The sequence below is a fragment of the Oligoflexus sp. genome, from assembly GCF_035638955.1.
Lineage (GTDB): Bacteria > Bdellovibrionota_B > Oligoflexia > Oligoflexales > Oligoflexaceae > Oligoflexus.
In genome coordinates, this window is record NZ_DASQYZ010000186.1 from 1 (window position 1) to 22,562 (window position 22,562).

Genomic DNA, 22,562 nt, shown 5'->3' on the forward strand with positions numbered 1-22,562 from the left:
TCACAGAGTCCCGATTCGCGAAGAAAAGGCGCCAGTCACCCATGGCAGCCCATTCGCTCAGGTTGACCGCTGTTTCATTGCTATTAAAGCTCAGCGTGAAATTGCGCGAGGCATGCTGCTGATAACGTTTCAGATGTGCAAGGTTTAGCTGGTCAGGCTGCAGAGTTTCCAGGATTTCGATCATCCGAAGCGCGAGTTTTTCAGGCTTTTGTCCCTTCGCGGCTTTGGCAAAAAAACTTATGACGCCGGGTTCCGCCGCATTCCATATCGAACCTTCCACCTCGGACGCGAGCCCTTCCTCGACCAGTTCTTTGTAGAGCAGCCCTTGCGGCTGTTCAGCCAGCATGGCGACCAAAGCCGCCACGGCCGCGGCCTCGGGATGTCCACCGGCAACTGTATGATACATAAGGCCGACCGTTGCCTGGTCACCAGCGCGGCGGATGGTCAGCTGACGTTCACCCTCCTGCACGGGTTCGGTGGTATAGGTCGCCTGCAACGGACGCTGAGGCTTGGGCATGGGACTGAAATATTTTTCGATCAGCTTTTTCGCGTCGGCTTCTTCGAACTGTCCGGCCACGATCAGCATGGCATTGTCGGTCTGATAGTAACGCTTATAGAATTCACGCAGGCGCTCCGCCGATACATTTTCGATATCGCTCTTATTGCCGATAGTCGCGCGGCCATAGCCATGCCACTGATAAGCGACACCCAGCATCTGCTCGCGGAGCACGTCCTGAGGATTGTTTTCATCCATTTCAAATTCGTTGCGAACCACAGAAAATTCTGTCCGAAGTTCATCGGCCGTGATGCGACTGTTCAGCATTCGATCCGCTTCCAGACTCAGCGCAAATTCAAGGTTATCCGGAGTCGCGGGCAGGGTCTCATAATAAAGGGTCCCGTCCGGCCAGGTCATGCCGTTGAAGTCACCACTTTTCTCCTCGAGCAGCTGCATGATATGGGTGCGCGTGCGGGTGCTGCGAAAGAGCATATGCTCCAGAAGATGGGCCATCCCCGCCTCACCGTAACCTTCATGGCGGGAACCCACAAAATAGGTCATGTTCACGGTGATCGTGGCTTTCGAATGATCGGGAAAGAGCAGAACCTTCAGGCCATTCTGCAGCTGATATTCGCGAATGCCTTCGACTTCGTGCCTGACCTGCCAGCTTTCTTTGCCGTGCGCAACGTTTTCGCGCAGAAGACCGACGAGAAAGGCCAGAATGAAGATGCTGGCACGCAGAATTTTGTCGGATGTCATGGAAAGTTCCTTCTCAGTCACGCAAGCCTTCGGGGACAGGGAGTCCCCATTGGTTCTTTCGGCTGAGAAGGCGGTTGGGGCGAGGGCAAAATTTGCCGGGTGATTACAGCTCTCTTTTGAACTTTTCAGGATATTTGTAATTCAGGAAGATGGCGCCCAGCAGGATCCCGACCATAAGCGGCAGGAAGATGCCTTCTGGAACATGCAGGCCAAGCATGGGAATCACCGTGCCGCCGAGTTTGATTTCATGGATTTCAAGAAGCACCTTCAGACCGGCGATGCCGACCAGAACAAAAGCGGTTTCAATAAGAATCGGAAAGCGCTCAATCAAACGAATGAAGTAGGACGCTGCCACCCGCATCATGAGTATGCCCAGGATAGCACCCGTGACGAGCACCCATTTTTCCTTGGAGACAGCCAAAGCCACAGCCACGGAGTCGATTGAAAACATTAAATCCATCAGCTCGACGGCGATGATGGTTTTCCAAACGGCCTTCCATCCGGCACGCTGCATAACAGGCTGCCCGACTTCATCCGGCAAACGGAATTCCTGCGCTTCCTTAACAGGCTGTTCTTTTTCCTTGGCTTTTTTCAAGAAGAGTTCATTAACGGCGAGCCACACGAGATAGCCACCCGCTAAGAACTTAATCCACTCATGCTCCATGAGAGCCACACCGACGAACACGATGCCAACCCGCATGACGTATGCGCCCCAGATACCCCAAAGCAGAGCGTGTCTACGATCCTCGGGATGTTTAAGACGCGCGCTCACGAGAGCGGCCAAAGCCAGGGCATTGTCGAAACTCAAAAGTCCTTCGAGAATGGCCAACTGTACAACCATTCCGATCTGCGTTGGGGTAATATCCAAAATTTAATCCTCAAAGTGGCGCGGTCAAACCGGTCAGAAAAATTTTCTTTAACAATGTAGGCTATACACGATAGGTACGCAATATTAGGCAAGGCTTTCAAGGGTCCCGATCGCTTTTTTTCTGCGACGAGGACGTTCAAAATGCCGGGAATGCTGGCGGATTGCGTGCAAAATCAGTATACCGTGGGGGAAACGTTGTCGCGAAAGGAATTTTGCATGGCCACTCCTGCACCGAGCAAAAAAGTCATTTTATCTGGAATTCAACCCACCAATCGCTTGCAGTTAGGCAACTACCTGGGTGCTATCAAGAATTGGGTGAAGCTCCAGAAGGACTTTGATTGCCACTACATGGCCGTCGATCTACATGCGATAACGGCACGTCAGGACCCGCAGGAGTTGCGAAACAACACGTACACGGCCATTGCCCTTTATATCGCTTCGGGCGTGGATCTGGAGCACTGCTCTCTCTTCGTTCAATCGCATGTGCCCCAACATTCCCAGCTTGCTTGGCTGCTCAATTGTTACGGTTATATGGGCGAACTCAGTCGGATGACTCAATATAAAGATAAAAGCAGCAAGGCCGGAGCCAATATTCCCGTCGGGCTCTTCACCTATCCGCTGCTGATGGCGGCCGATATCCTGCTTTATGATACGCACCTCGTCCCCGTGGGAGATGATCAAAAGCAGCATTTGGAATTGACCCGTGATGTGGCTCAGCGCCTGAATGGGCTCTATGGTGATGATACTTTTGTTGTGCCGGAACCCTATATTGCGCCGGTGGCGGCCCGGATTATGGATCTGCTCAATCCCACCACCAAAATGAGCAAAAGCGCAGTCAATGAAAACGGTAGTCTGTTCCTGACGGATAGCCCTGCGGATATCGAAAAGAAATTCAAGCGGGCGGAAACGGATTCAGGCAAAGAGATTCGCTTTGACGAGGAAAATAAACCGGGGGTGAGCAACCTTCTGTCTATTCAGTCGGCCATTACTGGTGAGTCCATAGCCGCAATCGAAGCCCGTTACGTAAACAAGATGTATGGGCATTTGAAAGTTGAAACCGCTGAAATCGTCAAACAGGAATTGGCCCCTATTCAAAAAAGAACCCAGGAACTTCTGGGTGACAAGGCGGAACTCGAGCGTATTCTTAAAACAGGTGCAGAGAAAGCCACGGCGAAAGCCGAGGTCACCCTGCGCCGCTTGCACGAGCGCATCGGCTTTATTCTGCGCTGATTGGAACGGGAACACATGGATATCAGCCTCATAGCGGAGCGCCTGCTCTTTGGCAATCGCCTGGAAGATAAGCTGGAACTGCCCGAGACCTGGACCGACGCCAGGCTCGGACCTGCCATCGGCATCCCGGCCTGCCCGGGCCGTCCCGAGGCCTTGAGTTTTGCGCCCAAGACCGAACGTGTTCCCTTTCCTCAGACGCGCGAACTTGTCGATGCTCGCACGCGCGGCATCGTTCTGCATTTCTTTGCCAATCACGAATTGCTGGCGATTGAAATCATGGCCCTGGCCCTGCTTCGCTTCCCCGATTCCCCTGTTAACTTTCGCGCTGGCTTGATCCAAACCATTGCCGAAGAACAGAGCCATCTGCGACTGTATCAGCGGCGCATGCAGGAGCTCGGTGTCGATTTGGGCGCCGTTCCGGTCAATCAATTCTTCTGGGATTGTCTCAAGAGTATGCAGAATCCCCTGGATTTTGTGATCGGGATGAGCCTAACCTTCGAGCAGGCCAATCTGGATTTTTCACGATACTACCAGCAGGCCTTTGCTCAACTCGGCGATACGGAGACGGCCGCGATTTTACAGACGGTTTATGACGATGAAATCGGTCACGTCAAGCATGGGGTGAGCTGGCTGAATCGTTGGAAGGATCCGGAGGAATCACAGTGGCAGGCCTATTCCAAGCGTCTTAAGTTGCCTTTAAGTCCAGCTCGGGCCAAAGGTCCTATTTTTGACATCGATGCGCGTCGGAGGGCAAACTTGAGCGAAGAATTTGTGGAACAACTGGATGTCTTTGCTGGGAGCAAGGGTGGCAAGCTTCCGGCCTTGCATTGGTATAACGCCGACTGTGAATTGGAACTGGCCCGCGAAAGCCCTGGATATAGCCCGAATCAAGGCACGCGCAAGGTCATGGGCGAACTCATGAACTGCATGATGTTTGTGGCCAAACCGGGTGATGTGGTCCTGGCCCACAAGGCGCCTTCGACGCGTTGGTTGAGTCGGATGCGTGAGCTTGGTTTTGATTTGCCTGAATTCTGTGAACAACCCGAAAGCGCGCGCGAATTGCGGCGCATGATTGAATCCCGCCGCTGGGAACGTCTCACGCCATGGGGCTGGACGCCGCGCAGTCTGGATATGGCGCGCATTATCGATCCCAGCGGACAAAAACCTTTGCCTATCGACCTGGCAACCGCCGGATTTTGGCAGAACCCCTGGATGGAACTGTTTCGCAAATCGGCGCTGCCCGCCTTGCGTCGTGAATTGCGTGAACATCTTTCCGGTGATGATCAAACCCTTTGGGGACCACAGGAAGCCGATGGAGCCCTGCTGCGCGACATGACGGATGTGCTCATGGCCATTGCGCGTTTGCACGATCAATTCGGAACGCCGGCGGTGATCAAGAGTCCCTATGGATTTGCCGGATCGGGTATGCTGCGAGCCTATCCTGGGCAGGACATGAGCGAATCGCAGCTCGGCTGGATCGAACGTCAGCTGAAGCTTTACGGAGCCGTTTTAATTGAACCCTGGCTGCAGCGCATTGCCGATATTTCCGTGGTCTGGAGTCCGGACGAGGAAGCTCTGAGCAGCTTTGTCTTTCACACCAATGCCAAGGGTCAATATAAAGGCCATTCCCTGCAGCCGGTGTCCTATGCCCTCGATCAGGAACTTCGTAGCATGATGTTTGCGGCAAAATCCGGCCACGAAGCGGCCTATGAACGGCTGCTCGAAGTCGCGAGCATTGTCCGCAGTAAATTGCAGGCGCGCGGTTATCGCTATGCGGCCGGGATTGATACCATGCTTTATCGTTGGCGTGATCGGGTTTATTTGCGCGTGCTCGGCGAAGTGAATTGCCGCATGACAATGGGTCATATTGCGCGGGGTCTGCGCAAGCGGGTGTCCCCTTACCAGCCAAGTTTATGGCAAACCATCACGGCTTTGGAAGCACAGGCCAAAGGCTGGGCAAAGCTGACTGATTTGGCAAGCGCGTTGCAAGATCAGCATCCCACTCGCAGCAAGCAAAATGCAGTGGAAAAAGGCATTTTCTTTACCAATGATCCCTATCAAAGTCAGTACGTGCTCGGGGTTGTCGCGGTCGGCGCGGATGCGATCGCAGCCTGTGAAGGCATGGGCGCTCTGTCTGCACAACCAACAGGATTGAGCGACCCCACGTAAAATTATGATGGACCGAGGCCGGGTCCTCCCGGCAAACTGATGGTCGATGCCGGACGCATTTCGATAGGGAGCAGACAGGTGTTGAATCGCAAGTCGGTCGCAGATGGATACCCGGAACAGGATCACTCGGAAGATGGGCTTCTTTTGGTGTTGACCAGTCATGGCCAACCTGTGAGTCCATGGATTGACGAGCTTAAAAAACAGGCGATTCCCACTCTGCAGCGCGAGATTCACTATGGCAAGCTGCACATGGGTTTTAAGGATCCCCGGCGACCCTTTGCTGTGGTCGAATGGTCGGAACCTGGCCGTCATACTCTGGAACGGCGTTGGATTCTTTCCCAGTTCTATCGCAGTCTGCGTCAACAGTGGCGTATCAAGAAACTTTGTCTTTTTATCGCGGCTTCTGCCGAACCGGTCCAGGAACTGATGCTGGCCGAGGATGGTTTCCTGGCCGCCATGCAGCCGAACGATCAGGGCAACGACTGGACCCGGGTCGATATTCTGAGCGCTGAAGGGGAAAAGCTGAAGAAAAGCGACCCGTATGCGGCCCTGCGTTGGGAAGCCATGCAAGGTTACCGGAAGTGGATCAATGAAAATCCGGATGACCTGACCTCGATTGAAATCGGCAACCGTTTGCGTAAATTCGCCAGCGAACAAAGCTGTGAATTTCGCGAGATGGGTTTGGAAGAACTGCGGCGTGAAGGTTTGAATCTTCTCCTTGCGGTTGGACAGGGGGCGCAACGCTCGCCATCCCGCCTCTATATGGTGACTCATCGGGTCAATCAAGGGGGCAAACCCTTGATGCTGATTGGCAAGGGTATTACCTTTGATACCGGTGGCATCAACCTCAAAGCCTTTGACAGTCATGTCAATGCCATGAAAAACGATATGGGTGGTGCGGCTCTGACAGCGCAGCTTTTCATGGCGTTGGTCAAAGCCGGCTATGAAGGTCCGCTGATTCTGGTGATTCCATCCTGCGAAAATTCCATTGATGCCAACGCCATGAAACCCGGTGTTGTGGTGAAAAGTCACAAGGGTTTGGATGTCTTTATCGAGCATACGGATGCCGAGGGTCGATTGATCCTGGCGGATGCCATGAGCTATGCGCATAGCCTCTATAAACCCGGCCTCACGCTGATGGCAGCGACCCTGACCACGGCCTCTCTCCGGCAGTATTCCAATTATTTTACGGGTGTGCATTTCGCCAATGACGAGTTGCAAAAACTTTTGCATCAGCGCGGGCAAAAATGGGGCGAAAGGTTCAGCTGCTGGGAAGAATTTCTGCCCTTTAAAACAGCCAACACGACCAAGGCTGCTGATCTCACCAACATGGGCCGCCTGCCCTCGCATGCGAATATAGGCGGAGGATCCAGCGTGGCCGCGCATTTTCTGAAGGAATTCGCCAGCCATCCCTTGGTCCATTTCGATATTTTCAGCACCTGCTGGAACTGGAGCGGTGATTATCCTGGTGTGGCGTTCGGTGCGACCGGCGCCCCCTTCAATACCTTGTTTGATGTCCTCAGGAATCATGGTCAGCAGCTGGCGGCTGGAGCATGAACGAGGTCACGGCATCCCCTTCCTTGGTTTCCCGGCTTCGATCCATACGGTGGTCCTGGTGGCGCGTGCTGCTGGGCATCGCTGCGTTCATCTTCCTCATCGAACTTGTAGGTCTGATCATCATCTGGCCTGACTGGGATGCCATACGTCAGGGCAAGGTGCCTGAATCAGCGTTGATCGAAGATTATAAAGAGAAGCGGGCCGAAAATCCGAAACTGCCACGCCTGCAGTGGACGCCGCTGCAGAAGCAGCTGCCGAATCGGGTGAAAAAGGCCTTTATTCTGTCGGAAGACAGCCGCTTTTACGAGCATAACGGCGTCGATTTTCAGGCCATCCAGGATGCCATCGATTACAATATGAAGCACGGCAAAATCCTTTTGGGCGCCAGTACGATTTCGCAGCAGACGGCCAAGAATATGTTTCTCAGTCTGTCCCGCAACCCTCTGCGCAAATTCCATGAACTGTTTTTAACATGGCTTTTGGAATACAAACTGAGCAAAGCGGAAATTTTGCATGTGTATTTGAATGTGGCTGAATTTGGCCTCGGGATCTATGGGATCGAGGCGGCCTCCCGTTATTATTATCATACAAGCGCCCATAATTTAACTTCGGCTCAGGCAGCTGAACTTGCGGCCAGTCTGCCAAGTCCGAAGAAACATAATCCGCGGACTCGCACCCGGTTTTTCACAAGGCATGTGGCTCGCCTTTCGCGAACGCTACAGATTGCAGATCAGTATGCCGAGCAGCAAGGCCAGAAGCCTACGACTGACAGCACGATGGTTTCCGCCGAACTTGCGAAAAAATTACAGGAGTTGCGGGAGTTGAATCGAGACGATGGCGATACGCCGGCGGAAGCGCCAGGCTCATCGATACCATCTGAGACCTCGCTGGAGGAACCCAAGGAAGATACGCCTGCTGATGAAGGGGACGTGACCGCCGGAACACCATCGGTCGACCCTGCGCCAGCCGCTTCACCTTCGCCTGAGCCTTCACCTGAGGCTAGCCCTACGACAACTCCCACACCGGTTGCTGAGCCCCAGGATGATGAAGATTATACTCTTCCACTGGAGTGATTCATGTCCGGCTATTCGCATCCTTATTGGCTTGAAGTCCCTGCATTAAAAGGCAGCCCTGATAAACCTCAGGACGCTGAGATTGTTATAATTGGCTCCGGTTTATCCGGCGTCAGCACCGCCTATTGGCTCCAGGAAAAAGGTTATTCCAATCTGCTCCTGGTCGACTACGAACCGGAAAAAGCGGCCACCTTTCGCAACTGCGGCCACATCCTGTATGGGACGGTGGAATCGATGCAGGCGCTGGTCGCCTTGCATGGCGCGGAAGTAGCCAGCAAACTCTGGTCCCTTTCCATCGATGTGTGTCACGAAGTTCGCGACACCATTCGCAGGCATCAGATTGAGGCCCACTATAAACAGGATGGGTACCTCGTGATTGCCATCGATGAAAGCGAGGAACGAGAAATTCAGCAGTCGATTGAACTTCTCCAGCAAAACGGTTTTGCCAGTGAATATGTGACGCGTGAACAGCTGGAAAAGAAGGGTTTTCGCAATGTTTTCGGTGGCCGTTTTGAACCCGGCTCGGCCCAGGCGCATCCGACTCTTTTCCGCAACGGGCTTCTTGACGTTTGCCTGAAGCGCGGACTGAAGTATCATTCGGGTGTGCGGGTGGAAGCTGTGGAAGAAGTCGGGGATAAGGTTCGACTGAAGACCACACCCTGGGGCTCGATCGAGGCGGATGCAGCGGTGATCGCGGCGAATGCCTATTCGCCTTTGCTATCTGAATTCTTTGCTCGATACCGACTGGTCGAACCCTACCGGGGGCAGATCATCACGAGCAAGCCTCTTCAGCATCGCTTCCCGGTGCGGTTTCCGCATTCCTTTGATCACGGTTATGAATATGCGATTATCACCGAGGACAACCGTCTGATGATCGGCGGCTGGCGGAACCGGACTGAAGGCGGCGAGCTGGGAACCTATGAAATCAATGTCAATCCACTTGTTGAGCTGGGTCTGAGGGAATTTGTGGAAAACCACTATGCCCTGACGGAAAAGGTGGAATGGGAATTTTCCTGGTCCGGAATCATGGCCGCGTCCAAAACCGGTTTTCCCTTTATCGGGCCCACCGATAGCCAGCGCATTTTCACCTGCAGCGGCTACACCGGTCATGGCTTTTCCTGGGCGCACGGATCTGCGAAAATACTGGCTGATATCATCAACGGCGATCCGGTGCCGGATATCGTGCGGGAAAAATGCAATCCGAGGTTTTTTATCTAAAGCGAGGCAACCATGCAGGACTTCACAAGCATTCCGATTGTCGATCTGGCTCAGGACAAAAAGAAGGTGGCGGCTGACGTGCGGAAGGCCTGCTGTGAAAGCGGCTTCTTTTACGTCATTCACCATGGTGTGGATGAAGCCCTGCAAAAGCGCCTTGAAGATTTGAGCCGGCAGTTTTTTCAGCAGGACGAAGCGTCCAAAATGCAGCTTCGCATGGCCTTGGGCGGCAAAGCCTGGCGGGGCTATTTTCCTGTCGGTGGTGAGCTGACGTCGGGCAAGCCCGATCTGAAGGAAGGTCTTTACCTCGGCACGGAATTACCGGCAGATCATCCCAAGGTCAAGGCAGGCGTGCCTTTGCATGGAGCCAATCTGTTTCCAAACGTGCCCGGTTTCAAGGCCACGGTGCTGGAGTATATGGATGCCGTCACCCGTCTAGGGCACCAGTTGATGGGAATCATGGGCCTGAGCCTCGGGCTTGCCGAGGATTATTTTCATCAGCATTGTACCAAGGATCCGCTCATCCTGTTTCGCATCTTCCATTATCCGCCCGATCCCCAACCCAAAACTCAGGATAGCTGGGGCGTGGGCGAACATACAGATTATGGTCTACTGACGATTTTAAAGCAGGACGACTGTGGTGGGTTGCAGGTCAAATCCAAATCCCAGTGGGTGGATGCACCCCCGGTGCCGCATTCGTTTGTCTGTAATATAGGCGATATGTTGGATCGCATGACGGGCGGGCTCTACCGTTCGACACCGCATCGGGTGAAAAATGTTTCGGGACGCAATCGCTATTCCTATCCTTTGTTCTTTGATCCGGGATTTGATAGCGAGGTGAAACCCCTGCCTCTGGCGAAGACGACGCGCGAAGACCGCGACGAGCGCTGGGATAAGGCCAGCGTGCATGCGTTTCAGGGAACCTATGGCGATTATGTGCTGAATAAAGTGTCGAAGGTGTTTCCGGACTTGAAGCAGGATGTGCTGGAAAAGAAATCCTAGGCTGTTTTTACGCTCGGATCGAGGGTAATGCCCTTTTGCTGAAGCATGTTGGCGAAGGCATCCTTTTCCACAGCTTTGGCATAAGCGTCACGCGGATCGACGATACCTTTGCTCACCAGAGCTATCAGGGCATCATTGAGCGTGCAGTTGCCTTTGGCTTTCTGGGTTTGCATGTGGTTTTGCACCATATGCGTATTGCCTTCACGGATCAGGCTCGAGACGGCCTTGTCCACGATCAGAATTTCCTGAGCTGCGACGCGACCGCCGCCTTTTTTCTTGACCAGGGTTTGCGCCACGACGCCTTTCAGGGATTCCGCCAGCATCACCCGCACCTGTTCCTGCTGATCCGCCGGGAACTGATCGACAAGGCGATCCACTGTCGAGATCGCAGTATTGGTGTGCAGGGTACCAAAAACCAGGTGACCGGTCTCGGCGGTTTCGATGGCAATTTCGACCGTTTCCAAATCACGCATCTCGCCGATCAGGATAATATCCGGATCCTCGCGCAAGGCTGCACGCAGCGCTCGTGAGAAGGATTGCGTATGCTTATGGACTTCGCGCTGATTGATCAGGCAGCGCTTTTGCTTGTGTACGAATTCGATAGGATCTTCGATCGTTAGAATGTGTTCATTGCGTGATTCATTGATCAGGTCCACCATCGAAGCCAGGGTGGTGGATTTACCACTACCGGTGGGACCGGTGACCACGACCAGGCCTTTATGCAATTCGCAGAGTTTGCGAACCGCCGCGGGCAAGCCAAGTTCATCAGCGGACAGAATTTTATCAGGAATCTGCCGCAGAACCGCGCCGACGCCCATGCGGTTACGGAAGACGTTGACACGGAATCGAGCCAGACCCGGCACTTCATAGGAAAAATCAGTATCACAGATGCGAGCGAATTCTTCGCGATTTTTCGGTGGCATGATGGGCAATAGATACGAGCGCACCACGTCTTCTGTCAGAGCGCCAGAACCCATGCGAACGATTTCGCCATCGATACGAACACAGGCTGGTTCGCCCAGCGTGAGATGCAAATCGGAGGCTCGCTTCGACACCATTTCTTCCAGAATGGTATCGATAGGCAAACGTCCAGTCCGCTCAATCGTTTCACCTGGGATACTGGCACCAAAATGGATCACAGGCTGATCATCAGGCGCTTTTCTAGGCGGAATATTGCTTTCCATGGCTTCCACCGCATGGGGCGCTGGGCCTGCCACGGGCAGATGAATGGCTGCATAGGTATTAGTGAATTCACTTGGACCACGGGACAGCGAATGAACCGACTGATTGAAGTGGTAATCTTCCGCGTCCGTGTATTCTTCTTTTTGAAATCCGGGCGGCGTCATCGCGGGTTGCAGTGCCTCGGGAACATGGGCGCTGATCACCGTATTTTGAGCCGGTTCAGGAGCTTTGAGAGGATCACTGTCCGCATCGGGACCAGGATCACTCGCAAAATCCACAGGAATAGGTTTATCAAATCGCGGCTTGACGACTGTCGCACCGGTATCACCAGCCGTGGCTTTGGGTAGGGGCGGCACTGTGAGTCCAATAACTGATGGAGGCAACGCAGGCTCTTCCGGTTTGGCCGCAGGTGTACCCGCGAAACTTTCGGTGCTGCCCTGTCCTGTGACCGTGGCCATTGCGAAATGTCCCGGTTGTTCCGATCGCGCAAAAGGCGAAGCCTCTTCCATGGCGATAGGTTTAGGAACCGGTTTCAAGGACTGATTCAGCAGTTGATTTTTGATCTGCTGATACATTTGATTGCCTTGCGGCGGTATGAACGCAAACAGGCGGGCCACATCACCGGTGGACGCGATCAGCTTGAGTTCACCGAAATTCACAATGGATAAGACGCCCTCACGTACGGGGGCGGAGGTCGGTTGACTCATGGGCAGCAGGGATTCGATCAGCTGCAGGATTTCCTGGCGAGTTTGTTCAGGCAATGGAGCCACCGGCCGTTCCACGGCAAACATCATCAACTGCGGTTTCTGTGCTTCTTCGAAGCGCACAGCTTCCGCCTTGTCGAGGATGGCTTGTTTGAGAGCTTTTTTAAAGTTCTCCATAACCCTTGCCTGTAGAAAAAAAAATAGTCTGAGTCCGAAATTCCTATCGGCCTGAAATCATCAGACTATAGTCTTTTAAAATTATACCGGGGCTTGGAAATGCGAAGGGATGAATGTAACTGGTTCAAAGGTCTGGGTAAAATGGCTTGAAGATCGGAAAACCTCAAGTATTTCTGCAAATTGCCGTAAATTAAAGGGTTCCATCAAGGAGGGACAGGACCTTGGGTTGGTTTACTCTCGCCATTTGTTGCATGATCTTTTGCAGCTTTAAATCTGTCCTGGCGAAAAAGCTTTTACATAACCTGGAACCTTCCAGTTTTTCCTTCTTTGATCAGCTCTTCACGATGCTTTTTGTCCTCCCTTTTTTGCATGCGCACAGTCTTGCCTCCCTCGACAGTGATTTCTGGTTGATGCTTGGCGCCAGCGTTGTTCCCGCCATGCTCGGCATTGTCTATCTCAGCAAAGCGACCAAACATGGGCAAATGTCGGACGTATCCCCGCTCCTGATTTTTCTGCCCGTTTTCGTGGCGCTCTCCGGTCCTTTATGGAGCGAGGATGGCCTCAGCTCCCAGGCCTGGGCAGGCATCTGCACCGTGGGTATGGGGGGGTACTTTTTGAAACTTGAAGCCTGGCGTCGGCCCTTCGAACCCCTGGTTAAAATCATGAGCGACCGCGCCGCGCGTTATGTGTGGATCACAGTCATCCTGGGGGTCTGGACCACTCATATTCAAAAGTGGATGGTGCAGGCCTACGATGCCGGTACAGCCCTCTTCTTTACGACTCTTGGTGTCATCATCTGCCTCGCTCCCCTCTCCTTCCGTCACGCCGGAGGCCTGCGCAACCTGTCCCGCGAAGCCAGCCACGTGTGGAAACTGCTCCTGATCCTCGGCCTCGTCTCGGCGGTTTCATCCTGGTCGCAATTCCAGGCGTACAACGTCGGCGGCGACGTCGCCACAGTGCTCAGCGTCAAACGGCTGAGTGTGATCTTTGTCAGTGTTTATGGATTTACCGTGCTGCGCGAAAGCATGAGTGCCGGCAAGGTCATCGGGATAGCCCTGATGACCCTGGGTGGTGTGGTGCTTTATTATGCGTGATTACCGGTCCAACACTTCCAAAGCCAGTTCCACTTTGCCGAAGGGCGCGGAGACCTGGAAACCCTGGACCGATGAACCCAATTCCTGAACCATGGCGCGAGCGATCTCGATACCGACCTTGCGGGCGTCTTCGGGATTCTTGGGGGCGGCCATGCGTTTCATGATTTCGTCCGGAATGAAAACACCCGGAACTTCGTTATGCATGAACTGGGCATTCCGGAAGCTCATCAGAGGCCAGATGCCGGCGATGATGGGGATCTTGAGATTATGCTTTTCAATGTATTCGAGCAGGCGATACAGAGCCCGCAGATCAAAGACGGGTTGGGTGATGGCCCACTCGGCACCGGCTTCGACTTTGTAAGCGAAGCGCTTCATCTCGTATTCGAAATCACGGTGCACAGGGTTGACGCCGACGCCTATGGATAAGGCCGTGGGTTCACCGATGGGTCGGGAACCGAGGTCCATCCCGCTGTTGAGTCGCGACACCATGTTGGTGAGACCGATGGCGTCGATATCGAAGACACCCGTGGCATTCGGATAGCTGCCCATCTTGGGCGGATCGCCTGTGACGAGCAGCATGTTGCGCAAACCAATGGCGTGAGCGCCGAGCATATCAGACTGCATCCCCAGAAGGTTGCGGTCACGACAGGTATAATGCAGAACGGTTTCGATACCGACTTTCTGCTCGATCATGACGGCGGTGAGAATCGCACTCATGCGCGCACTCGCCCGCGGGCCATCCGGAATGTTGATCGCATCGATGCCAGCAGCCTTGAGACGCGTGGAGTTATCCAGAATTTTAGTCGGCACCACGCTGGCTGGCGGCAGAAGTTCGACGCTGGTCACCTGCTGACCATGCGCGAGCTTATAGGACCAACGCGATTTTTCTTCGAAAGGTACGGGGACACAGAGCGCATTATGTTGGGTTTTGGTATCTTCCGATCCGGCAAATTCCATGGAAATGCGCGGACGTTGTGCGACTTCCGCGGCCGAGTTCATGGCCCGCTGATGCCGGAAGGTCTGGGACATGGCTTTGATATGCTCCGGGGAAGTTCCGCAGCAGCCACCCACGAACTGCACACCAATCTGCAGGAAGTGTTTGGTGAATTCAGCCATATACTCCGGCGTGCACATATAAATCAAACGACCATCGATTTCCTTGGGCAAGCCAGCGTTCGGCTGCACGATGAAAGGAATATTCAGGTCAGGGAACGATTTCTGAATCTGAGTCATGAGGGGTTGCGGGCCCACCGAGCAGTTGAAACCAACAGCATCAACGCCCCACTCCAGGACTTTTTTCAAAGCCCATTCCGCGGGCGTTCCCACCGGGGTCTGCCCTTCCGAACTGATCGTGATCTGAGCCAGAAGTGGCAGGTCAGGCGCCTCCTGTTTGGCTGCCTGAATGGCCTGTTGAAGCTCACTGATATCGCCAAAGGTTTCGAGACAGATCAGATCGGCGCCGCCTTCCTTGAGCCCGCGAATTTGCTCCGCAAAGGCATCCCGGGCTTCCTGGAAACTGGTCGGGCCCCAGGGTTCGATCCGTACGCCGAGCGGTCCCACCGAGCCCGCCACAAATGCCACATCTCCTGCGGCTTCCTTGGCTAATTTGGCTGCGGTCCGGTTGATCAGGACGGTCTGGTCCTGCAGGTTATGCTTGGCCAATTTGAAGCGATTGGCACCCCAGCTATTGGTGCTGAGAACTTCGGCGCCCGCCTTCAGATAGTCCCGATGCAATTCCAGAACGATGGAAGGACTGGAAAGGTTGGCGTCCTCGAAACAACGGTTGATGAATATACCGCGATTATAGAGTTCAGTTCCCGTGGCCCCATCAAAGAGCAGGGGAAGTTTCTGCTGAAGGACTTCTCGAAAAGATTTGGGCAGTTCCATCGTTCCATTCCCAGTAGCGTGCGGCTCCGGAACCCCTGCGGGCTTTTGAGCCAAGGTGACATGAATTGACACGATTTTGCTATCGTAATTCAGAATGGAAGGCTTGGAAAGAGGAGTTGTCAGTCAAAAATAGGAAAAAGGGCCTCGCTTGCCAGCGAGACCCCGGAAGGGAAGGAGTATGAGCAGACGCTTATTCAGCGTTGATCACTTGTTCAAGGTCTTCCGGTACAATTTCAGCTTCCATGGCGGCCTTTTTCGAAGTGTTCGCTGGCTTTTGCTTGGCAATCGCCGAGTCCTTCGGTTGGCTATAAACTTCAGCCTGAATGCGGCGCAGAAGGAAGTTGCCCTTGCGCTGCATTTCCACGTTTTTAATTTCCGGATCTTCGACCAAAGCAGTCAAATGGGTCATGGCAGTCTTGTTATCGTTCCGTCCATATTTCGCAACCAGGGCCAGATAGAATCGCGCATAAGCACTATGGGCATCTCGCTTCAAAACTTCTGAAAACACGGCCTCGGCTTTGGCAAAATCACGAAGACGGCTCAGGGCAATTCCATAACCCATCATCGCTTCGTTACAATCACCGCAGCGAGGACGGACAGCCTGGAAAATATCCCGGGCCGCTTCAGCGTTACCCATTTCCAGATTCAGGTGAGCCAGGTTCAAACCGCTGGCAATCTGCTGACCGGAACCATCAAAAGCCTGTTCAAACTTCTGCTTCGCGGCTTGATAGTCTTCGAAGTTGGCGCCGGGTTTATTCATCAAAGCCAGACCCAAAAGGTTATGCACTTCGGGATTGCCAGGATGATACTGATTCAAAAGGTTGGCGTAGTAGGCTGCCATGCTATAGTTTTTCTTCATCGACAGACCGATGGCCAGAACCGTTAAAGCCACTTCATCCTGGGGATGACTTTGCAGATAGGTCCGGGCGTCGGAAACTGCGACATCCCATTCGCCAGCGCCCAGAGCTGCATACAGTTTGATATGCTCGCTTTTGGTGCTGTTACGAATCTCGACCCAGCTGTCACGATCCAATTTCCGCATAATATTGCGGCCATTGGTCTGGTGCACGATGGGCGCCTTGCTATAAGACAAGGTGGAAGCGCCACGACGCGCTTCGCTGCTGCTCGTTCCACCACTGGTGGTGGTGCAGGCCGGGAGGGCGAGAATTCCAAGTCCCAAGATCAGATGCTTCCACTTCAACATAATACGCTCCTTCCAGATTCTTCCCAATATCGACTCGATCTTATTCACGATCTGTTTTCACAGGCATCCACTGCACATAACCATTACCGATGGCACCATGGCCACGATCCAGGTTGCCTTCCGAGCTATTGACCACGATCTCCTGCGACCAGACGGGAAGAGTGTCACCCTTCTCCGAGACGCCGAGGGCAATGATGTCAGCTTGCGAAGCGGTCTGTGAGATCACGTTAATGATCGACAGCTTTTGCTGCTCAAACTTCTGCACGATGCCTTCATCGAGAGTCTGAGGAATGCTCAGATCTTCAATCGCGCTCAGACTGTGGCGCGTGGTTTCGGACAGACGAAGCATGGCCAGACCACAGTAACTCGAAGTGCCAGCAGCGCAGACTTTTTCGTAACCCGCTTTGGTTTTCAGGAACACAGCATACTGAGTCTGCAGCGTTTTATACGGATCGGTCTGTTCCAGATTGAAAATCTGCTGTTTGGTTTCTTCCGCTTCCTTATCCGCCAGGACAAAGCGGGTCAATGCCAGACCTTCGGCCGCATTGCGATTCTCAAGACCAAGACCGCTCAACTGAGCTTCAAGCTGACGGAGTTTCGGGTAATCATTCTTCGAGGCCGCTTGACGGGCTTCGAAAGCAAGAACGTCAGCCAGCACAGCAGGATTATTCCCGGAGAGTTCACGAGCCTTGGTCACACCCCAGTAGGCATGACGAGCTTCACCATAACGCTCCTCGATAAACATCACAGCGAGGGCCGATTTGATCTGATCCTGACGGCTGACCTGAGCGTCGGCAACGTGAGCCTGGTGAACACGGACAGCATTGCCATAAAGTTCACGGCCCATATACAGATCCACAAGAGTCATACGAATCTGCGGTGCTTTGTTATCACGGGCATAACGGTCGACAAAGCGCTGATAGAAGAAGATCGTTTGTTCTTCCCAAGCCATGGGAACTGACCAGCTGCCGCCCAGGAGCAAGGCATCATGATCATAAGGACTGGCAGGATACTCATTCACGAGGGCAAACAGAGTCTCGACAGACTGGGGATGTTTCTCGTCGTTATGATAAGCCTTGCCCAGTATGAACATGCCTTCAGGACGACGGAAGTCCGAGCGATAGGATTTGGTGAATTCAGCCAGTTTCAAACTCGCTTTTTCCCAACGGGTGGCTGCAAAGTGTTCCTTGCCGCCTTCAAAGAGAGCGTCACCCAGGAGAGCCACAGCATCCAGTCTCTGATTTTGATAGATCGGCGTCAGCTTCGACTTGATCGCCAGACGAGCGATATCTTCCAGGTTTTGCCATTGACGCGCTTTCTTATAAGTTTCCAGCATCATGCCCGCTGCGAGCTGAGCATGGGAACCCTGGGGGTTCTTCTTCAAGGCTGCGGTCCATATAGCATAAGCTTTACCAGCTTGATTCAAGCTGATGTGCAGCAAACCAAGGTGAGCAAGGTCATCCCAGCTGCCGGTGGTTTGCAGGCGTTCTTCATACATCTGAGCCAAAACCTGCCGAGCAGGAGCCGCATCCTTCGTCACACCCGACCATGGCGCCCGCTCAGACCATTTGGCCAGAATTCGCTGCGATTGCATGGCCAATAGAAGATACTGCTGGGCCATTGCCGGCTGGCTGGCCGCCTTCAATTCCATGAAGACGCGGACAGCATCGGCATGCTGATCATTCAAGGCATACAGGCGACCGATATCGGTTTTCAAAGGAACCTTTTCGCTCTCGACAGCCTGACCTTCAAGATAGGTATTGGCCACGGCAATGGCATCGGTTTTCGTCTTGCGATCGCTGCCTGGGTTTTTGCCCTGAGCAATCAACTGCGATACGAGATTGCGATGACGCACTCGAACTTTTTCGGCAGCAGCCTTGGCCGCTTCCTGGTTTTGACCCAGGATGCCATCGGTTTCATAGAGCTGCTGAAAGCTAATCAAAGTCTTCTGGTAAGGTTTCACATTTTTGCTGGTACGGTACTGAGCTGCTTCGAGATCAAGAATGCGATCGGTCACCAGAGTCAGACGGGTTTGACCTTTGCTGGCATCGACCATGCCGCGATAGTAGCGAAGGGCAGGATTCAAATTACCTTGCGAGGAAGCCTGCAAAGCCGAGCGTTCGGCAACAGCCTTGGCCATCTCGGAATCGCGGTTGATCTTCAAATTCAAAGGAGCATTGTTCCAATCCGCACGGGAACCTTCCTCGGCTTTCCAGATTGTCACAGCATAAGCGAGCACTTTGTCACGATCACGACGAGCCAGGGACTTGGTTGCCGCCGTGGCACGATTCAAATGCGTACGATAGGCTTCATTATTACGAGCCGCTTCAGCTTTGGCCAGCAGGAGGTTGCCAGCCACGATGCCGGAAGCACCCAGGCGATTGGTCACGCGAGCGATATCCTGTTTGGCTTCGGTATCATTGCGCTGGGCACGAGCCGCCGCCACCATGAATTCCACGCGAGCCTGCAGACCTTTGCTCAGCTGCTTGGAAATACGCAGAAGAGCGTCTGGTTTTCTGGTTTCGCCGTTCAGATATTTGGCCACCATCGCGTGGTACACAGCATGGGCTCGACGCTCCTTGCTTTCACGAGCGAAGTCAGTCGCATGGCGAATGACAGCGGCGCGAGCTTCCTGCAGTTTCTGCTCGGGAGCTCCATAGTTACCTTGAACGGCTGTCAGTCGACCGGCTTTCATATCTTCAAAGAAATAGGCCAGCAGGACCTGATTCTTATAAAGATCAGCCAGCAGTTCGAGTCGACGACCGCCTTTGGCCAAAGCCAATTCACGAGTCTGCGCATCGATTTCTTCCAGGGTTCTTTGCACGTAGATGTCGTCGGTGAGACGGCGCGATGCCAGATCCGGATCACGCAGAGCGAGATCAAGAAGAGGCAATTCAGAGCCGGTCGACGGCAGGGGAATAATGGGGCTGAAATCAGCAGCCACGGCATGAGACGCCGATAAAAACAGATTGAGCCAAAGAATCAGTCTCGAAAGACTTCCAAACAGCTTTTCCACAACAAGCTCCACAGCAACAACTTCCATTCCGATTCCACCAGAGACGGGCTCAGGCCCTTCCTATCTTGCAAAGAATGGCCCATACGCGCTAAAAGGATAGAACCCTGATTTCGCACCATTACTTTGCAGAAAGATTAAGCTGGGCAAGGTTTTGTCAAAAAAATGGTCAGGACTGGGGATGACACTGTCTGGGAGGTGGGCGACCCTAATTATGGCTCGGGGTTACGGCTGGCGCCGCCGTGCTGCTTCTGGAAAATTCGAAGTTGCTCGGTGATAAATCCACCTTGCTCTTCCTGCGGCGAGCGCAGAAGGATTATGAAAATAAAGATAATGCAAAAGCCAAGGATCGTTAAAAACGCGATTTTCAATTCCTTGGGCACCCGACCCCAACCCTTGACAGCCTTATCCAGGGCGCTGTCAGGATAAAGTTCCTCGGCCGAGGGATTAATTTCGATCTTGGACTCAGGCTGGGCTTCGTCCCGGACTTCCGGCTGTTCCGCAGGCGAGAGTTCCATGGCAGGTGGCGACGCGGCAGGCGTGGCTGCGGCCTCCGCTGCGGGAACTGGTTTGCGCCGAGGTCCCAGACTTTCCTCGATTTTTTGCCGATAGTGCGAGATTAAAAAGTCCTTGAGCTGGCGCCGCTCACTCTGGCGAATGTCAACCAGTAAACCGTCGATTTTATAGGGGAATTCGTGAAGACTGGACTGGTTATGACCCTGGCAATCGGTGACCTTGAAGTGGACGCTACGGCCCAGAGTATTATGAAATAGAGGCGCATCCAACCCACAGATTCCATATCTTCCGAGGGGATAGCCAATAGCCAGTTGCGCGGCATCCGGATGCAACTTCGTAAGACGTGCGGGAATCGCCACATGAGCCAGCGAGATCATATGACTCTTGGGAATGAACGTGACGCTCGCTTGCGTCTGTTCGGTCCTTCCGGCCTGCTCGATCAGGTAGTCATCAAGGTTGGCCGGCAGCCTGGTCGACCGGAGTATACGGAAATTGCGCGAAATATCCGTGAATTTATCATCCATCACGTTGGGGCCGACGACCAGAATCGGAATGTCGGTGACCATATTGTCGAGCATTTCCTTGAATGCGACGCGGTTGGCGCCCACGCACATGCGATCTTCGATAATGATCACATCGGGTCCGATGAAACGCGGCTCATGAATCATATTGGTCTTGTTCAGGGCGATGGAGATTTGAAATTTTTGCGTATCCAGGCGGCGGATCAGATCGCGCCGCAGCTCCGGTGAGCGAATAATGCAGTAGATGCGATGCGGCGCGAGCGTGGGCTGGGCCGCGAAAAATTCCTGGAGTCGGTTCTTCTTTTCCTGATGAACTTTGGCCACATCCCAGCGGCAGAGCAAAGCATCCGAATAACGAAAATGCAAATGCGTGTTGTGATGGGCCAGGACCTTAAGCGTCAAATGATTGACATCTAAAAATTCTGCGATGCCACCACCCAGAGTCAACGTCGTGCCCACCGGCGGCGTCAATCGACTTTCGAGCCAGAGGTCCTGCCCATTCATCCAGGCGATGCGCGCTGGGATATGCAGGGCCGAGATATTTTTCATCGTGATTTGCGGATAGGGTTCGGCCATGTCAGCCGCCTGACCGGATGAGGCGAAGGAATAGCGCCGGACCCACAGATCAGCACTGATATCGATCGGAATAACATCGCGAAAACCCAGGGAAATGGCTCTTTTTACAATTTCATTCTGCAGGTGATTGATGGAAAGGATAAAGCGTACACCCGCATATTCCGGATGTGAGGTAAGGCGGCCCAGATGCTCGGAATTTTTCGTATCGATGATGGTGTCATCAATCATGATGGTGTTCAGACGAGCCGTGGGATAGGTGCGCGCGAGCGTGGGAAAGTCAGGCAAAACTTTGACATCCACCTTGAGCTTTTTCAGAATATCAATTTTTTCCTGCATCGCGGGATGCGGATTCGCACTGATCCAATAGATTTCTCGACCTGATGTCATGTCGTCTCCGGACACTTATCCTTTATTCCCTTCGGTAAACTTCGCGTCCAACATGAGTCGCGGCGGCCTTTGTACAGTCCTGACACACTGTGCTAGAATAATAGAAATAACACTTGGACCCAGAAAGTAGGGTGGGCTATGGAACTTTCGAGTATCTTGGGTCCGATCATTGCGATCGGCTCCATCGTTGCTGGGATCCTGCTCAAACATGCAGGCGCCCTTATCCCCCAAATCGTTTGGAATCCACCTTCCGTCGCTATCGTAATCGGCGGGACGTTAGGCTCTTTACTCGTCGCGTATCCTCTGAATGACTTCATCAACGCTTTCAAATCCGTGGGTATCTTTCTTAAAAAAGGTGAACCGGATCGAGCCGAGATCATGGCGCAGATCATCGATCTCGCTCAAGTCGCGCGTAAGGAATCGATCCTGGCTCTTGAAAAGAAACGCGATTCCATCACTTTTCCCCCACTCCGCAAAGCTGTGAAGCTGGCCGTCGACGGGACTGACCCCGCTGTCCTTCAGGAAACCCTGGAAACCGAATCCCACTTCGAAATGGAAGAGGCCGAGGTCAGTGTCAAGTTCTGGGAAGACTTTGGCGCGATCGCCCCGACCATCGGTATCCTTGGTGCCGTTATCGGTCTGATGAAAGTTATGAAGTCGCTCGACAAGCCCGAGGAAATCGGACCTGGTATCATGGTTGCTTTCGTTGCAACGCTCTATGGTGTGGGTTTCGCCAACATCTGGGGTATCCCGGTCGCCAAGAAACTGAAACGCAAAGCTGTTCTGCATCACTATGCGTTTGAAATGGTGATCATTGGTATCGATGGAATCCTGTCCGGTTTGAATCCCAAGATCATCGAAGAGCGCTTGAAAGTGTTCGTCGGTGGACACGAAGAAGAAGGCTAAAGGCACAGCCCTGACGGCGAAGGATA

Annotated in this window: 15 protein-coding genes; 8 read left to right on the plus strand and 7 right to left on the minus strand. The window is 53.5% G+C overall.

Annotated features, from left to right (window positions below; translation table 11 throughout):
* Together VE954_RS17190 and VE954_RS17195 are read right to left on the minus strand one after the other, a co-directional pair.
* Positions 1-1,255: pitrilysin family protein (locus VE954_RS17190; RefSeq protein WP_324954951.1), on the minus strand; the 1,255-nt coding region annotated here is incomplete at its 3' end.
* Between the two features lie 103 nt (positions 1,256-1,358).
* Positions 1,359-2,123, minus strand: coding sequence for a TerC family protein (locus VE954_RS17195; protein WP_324954953.1), 765 nt, complete (start codon positions 2,121-2,123; stop codon positions 1,359-1,361).
* A 216-nt stretch (positions 2,124-2,339) separates the two neighbouring features.
* Between VE954_RS17195 and trpS the strand changes: the two genes are divergently transcribed.
* From trpS to VE954_RS17225, 6 genes are all read left to right on the plus strand, one after another.
* Entirely contained in the window at positions 2,340-3,353 is a 1,014-nt protein-coding gene (gene trpS / locus VE954_RS17200) for a tryptophan--tRNA ligase (protein ID WP_324954955.1), read from the plus strand.
* Between the two features lie 15 nt (positions 3,354-3,368).
* Positions 3,369-5,522 carry a DUF455 family protein gene (locus VE954_RS17205; protein WP_324954957.1) on the plus strand — a complete coding sequence of 718 codons (2,154 nt, stop codon included), beginning with the start codon at positions 3,369-3,371 and terminating at the stop codon, positions 5,520-5,522.
* Positions 5,523-5,600: 78 nt separating this feature from the next.
* A complete protein-coding gene (locus VE954_RS17210; RefSeq protein WP_324954959.1) occupies positions 5,601-7,079 on the plus strand; it encodes a hypothetical protein in 1,479 nt (492 codons plus the stop codon).
* Positions 7,076-8,152: a monofunctional biosynthetic peptidoglycan transglycosylase gene (gene mtgA, locus VE954_RS17215; protein ID WP_324954961.1), complete on the plus strand. Its 1,077-nt coding sequence runs from the start codon at positions 7,076-7,078 to the stop codon at positions 8,150-8,152. Before VE954_RS17210 ends, mtgA begins: the two co-directional genes overlap by 4 nt.
* A 3-nt stretch (positions 8,153-8,155) precedes the next feature.
* A complete protein-coding gene (locus tag VE954_RS17220; RefSeq protein ID WP_324954963.1) occupies positions 8,156-9,370 on the plus strand; it encodes an FAD-dependent oxidoreductase in 1,215 nt (404 codons plus the stop codon).
* Between the two features lie 12 nt (positions 9,371-9,382).
* Positions 9,383-10,369: an isopenicillin N synthase family dioxygenase gene (locus VE954_RS17225; RefSeq protein WP_324954965.1), complete on the plus strand. Its 987-nt coding sequence runs from the start codon at positions 9,383-9,385 to the stop codon at positions 10,367-10,369.
* Here VE954_RS17225 and VE954_RS17230 read toward each other — a convergent pair.
* Positions 10,366-12,432, minus strand: coding sequence for a PilT/PilU family type 4a pilus ATPase (locus VE954_RS17230; RefSeq protein ID WP_324954967.1), 2,067 nt, complete (start codon positions 12,430-12,432; stop codon positions 10,366-10,368). The genes VE954_RS17225 and VE954_RS17230 overlap by 4 nt on opposite strands.
* 221 nt (positions 12,433-12,653) lie before the next feature.
* On the opposite strand from VE954_RS17230, the gene VE954_RS17235 reads away from it, so the two are divergent.
* Complete coding sequence (locus VE954_RS17235; protein ID WP_324954969.1) at positions 12,654-13,526, plus strand: EamA family transporter; 873 nt, start codon at positions 12,654-12,656, stop codon at positions 13,524-13,526.
* On the opposite strand, the gene VE954_RS17240 is transcribed toward VE954_RS17235, so the two are convergent.
* From VE954_RS17240 to VE954_RS17255, 4 genes are all read right to left on the minus strand, one after another.
* Positions 13,527-15,413, minus strand: coding sequence for a bifunctional homocysteine S-methyltransferase/methylenetetrahydrofolate reductase (locus tag VE954_RS17240; protein WP_324954971.1), 1,887 nt, complete (start codon positions 15,411-15,413; stop codon positions 13,527-13,529).
* A gap of 190 nt (positions 15,414-15,603) precedes the next feature.
* Positions 15,604-16,617 (minus strand): tetratricopeptide repeat protein, encoded by a 1,014-nt coding sequence (locus VE954_RS17245; protein ID WP_324954973.1) that lies wholly within the window; start codon positions 16,615-16,617, stop codon positions 15,604-15,606.
* 40 nt (positions 16,618-16,657) lie between these two features.
* The gene (locus tag VE954_RS17250; protein ID WP_324954975.1) at positions 16,658-19,660 is read right to left on the minus strand and encodes a hypothetical protein; all 3,003 of its coding nucleotides are present in this window, start codon (positions 19,658-19,660) and stop codon (positions 16,658-16,660) included.
* A gap of 182 nt (positions 19,661-19,842) precedes the next feature.
* Positions 19,843-21,630: a hypothetical protein gene (locus VE954_RS17255; RefSeq protein WP_324954977.1), complete on the minus strand. Its 1,788-nt coding sequence runs from the start codon at positions 21,628-21,630 to the stop codon at positions 19,843-19,845.
* Positions 21,631-21,768: 138 nt separating this feature from the next.
* On the opposite strand from VE954_RS17255, the gene VE954_RS17260 reads away from it, so the two are divergent.
* Entirely contained in the window at positions 21,769-22,536 is a 768-nt protein-coding gene (locus tag VE954_RS17260) for a motility protein A (RefSeq protein ID WP_324954979.1), read from the plus strand.
* Positions 22,537-22,562 lie beyond the last annotated feature (26 nt).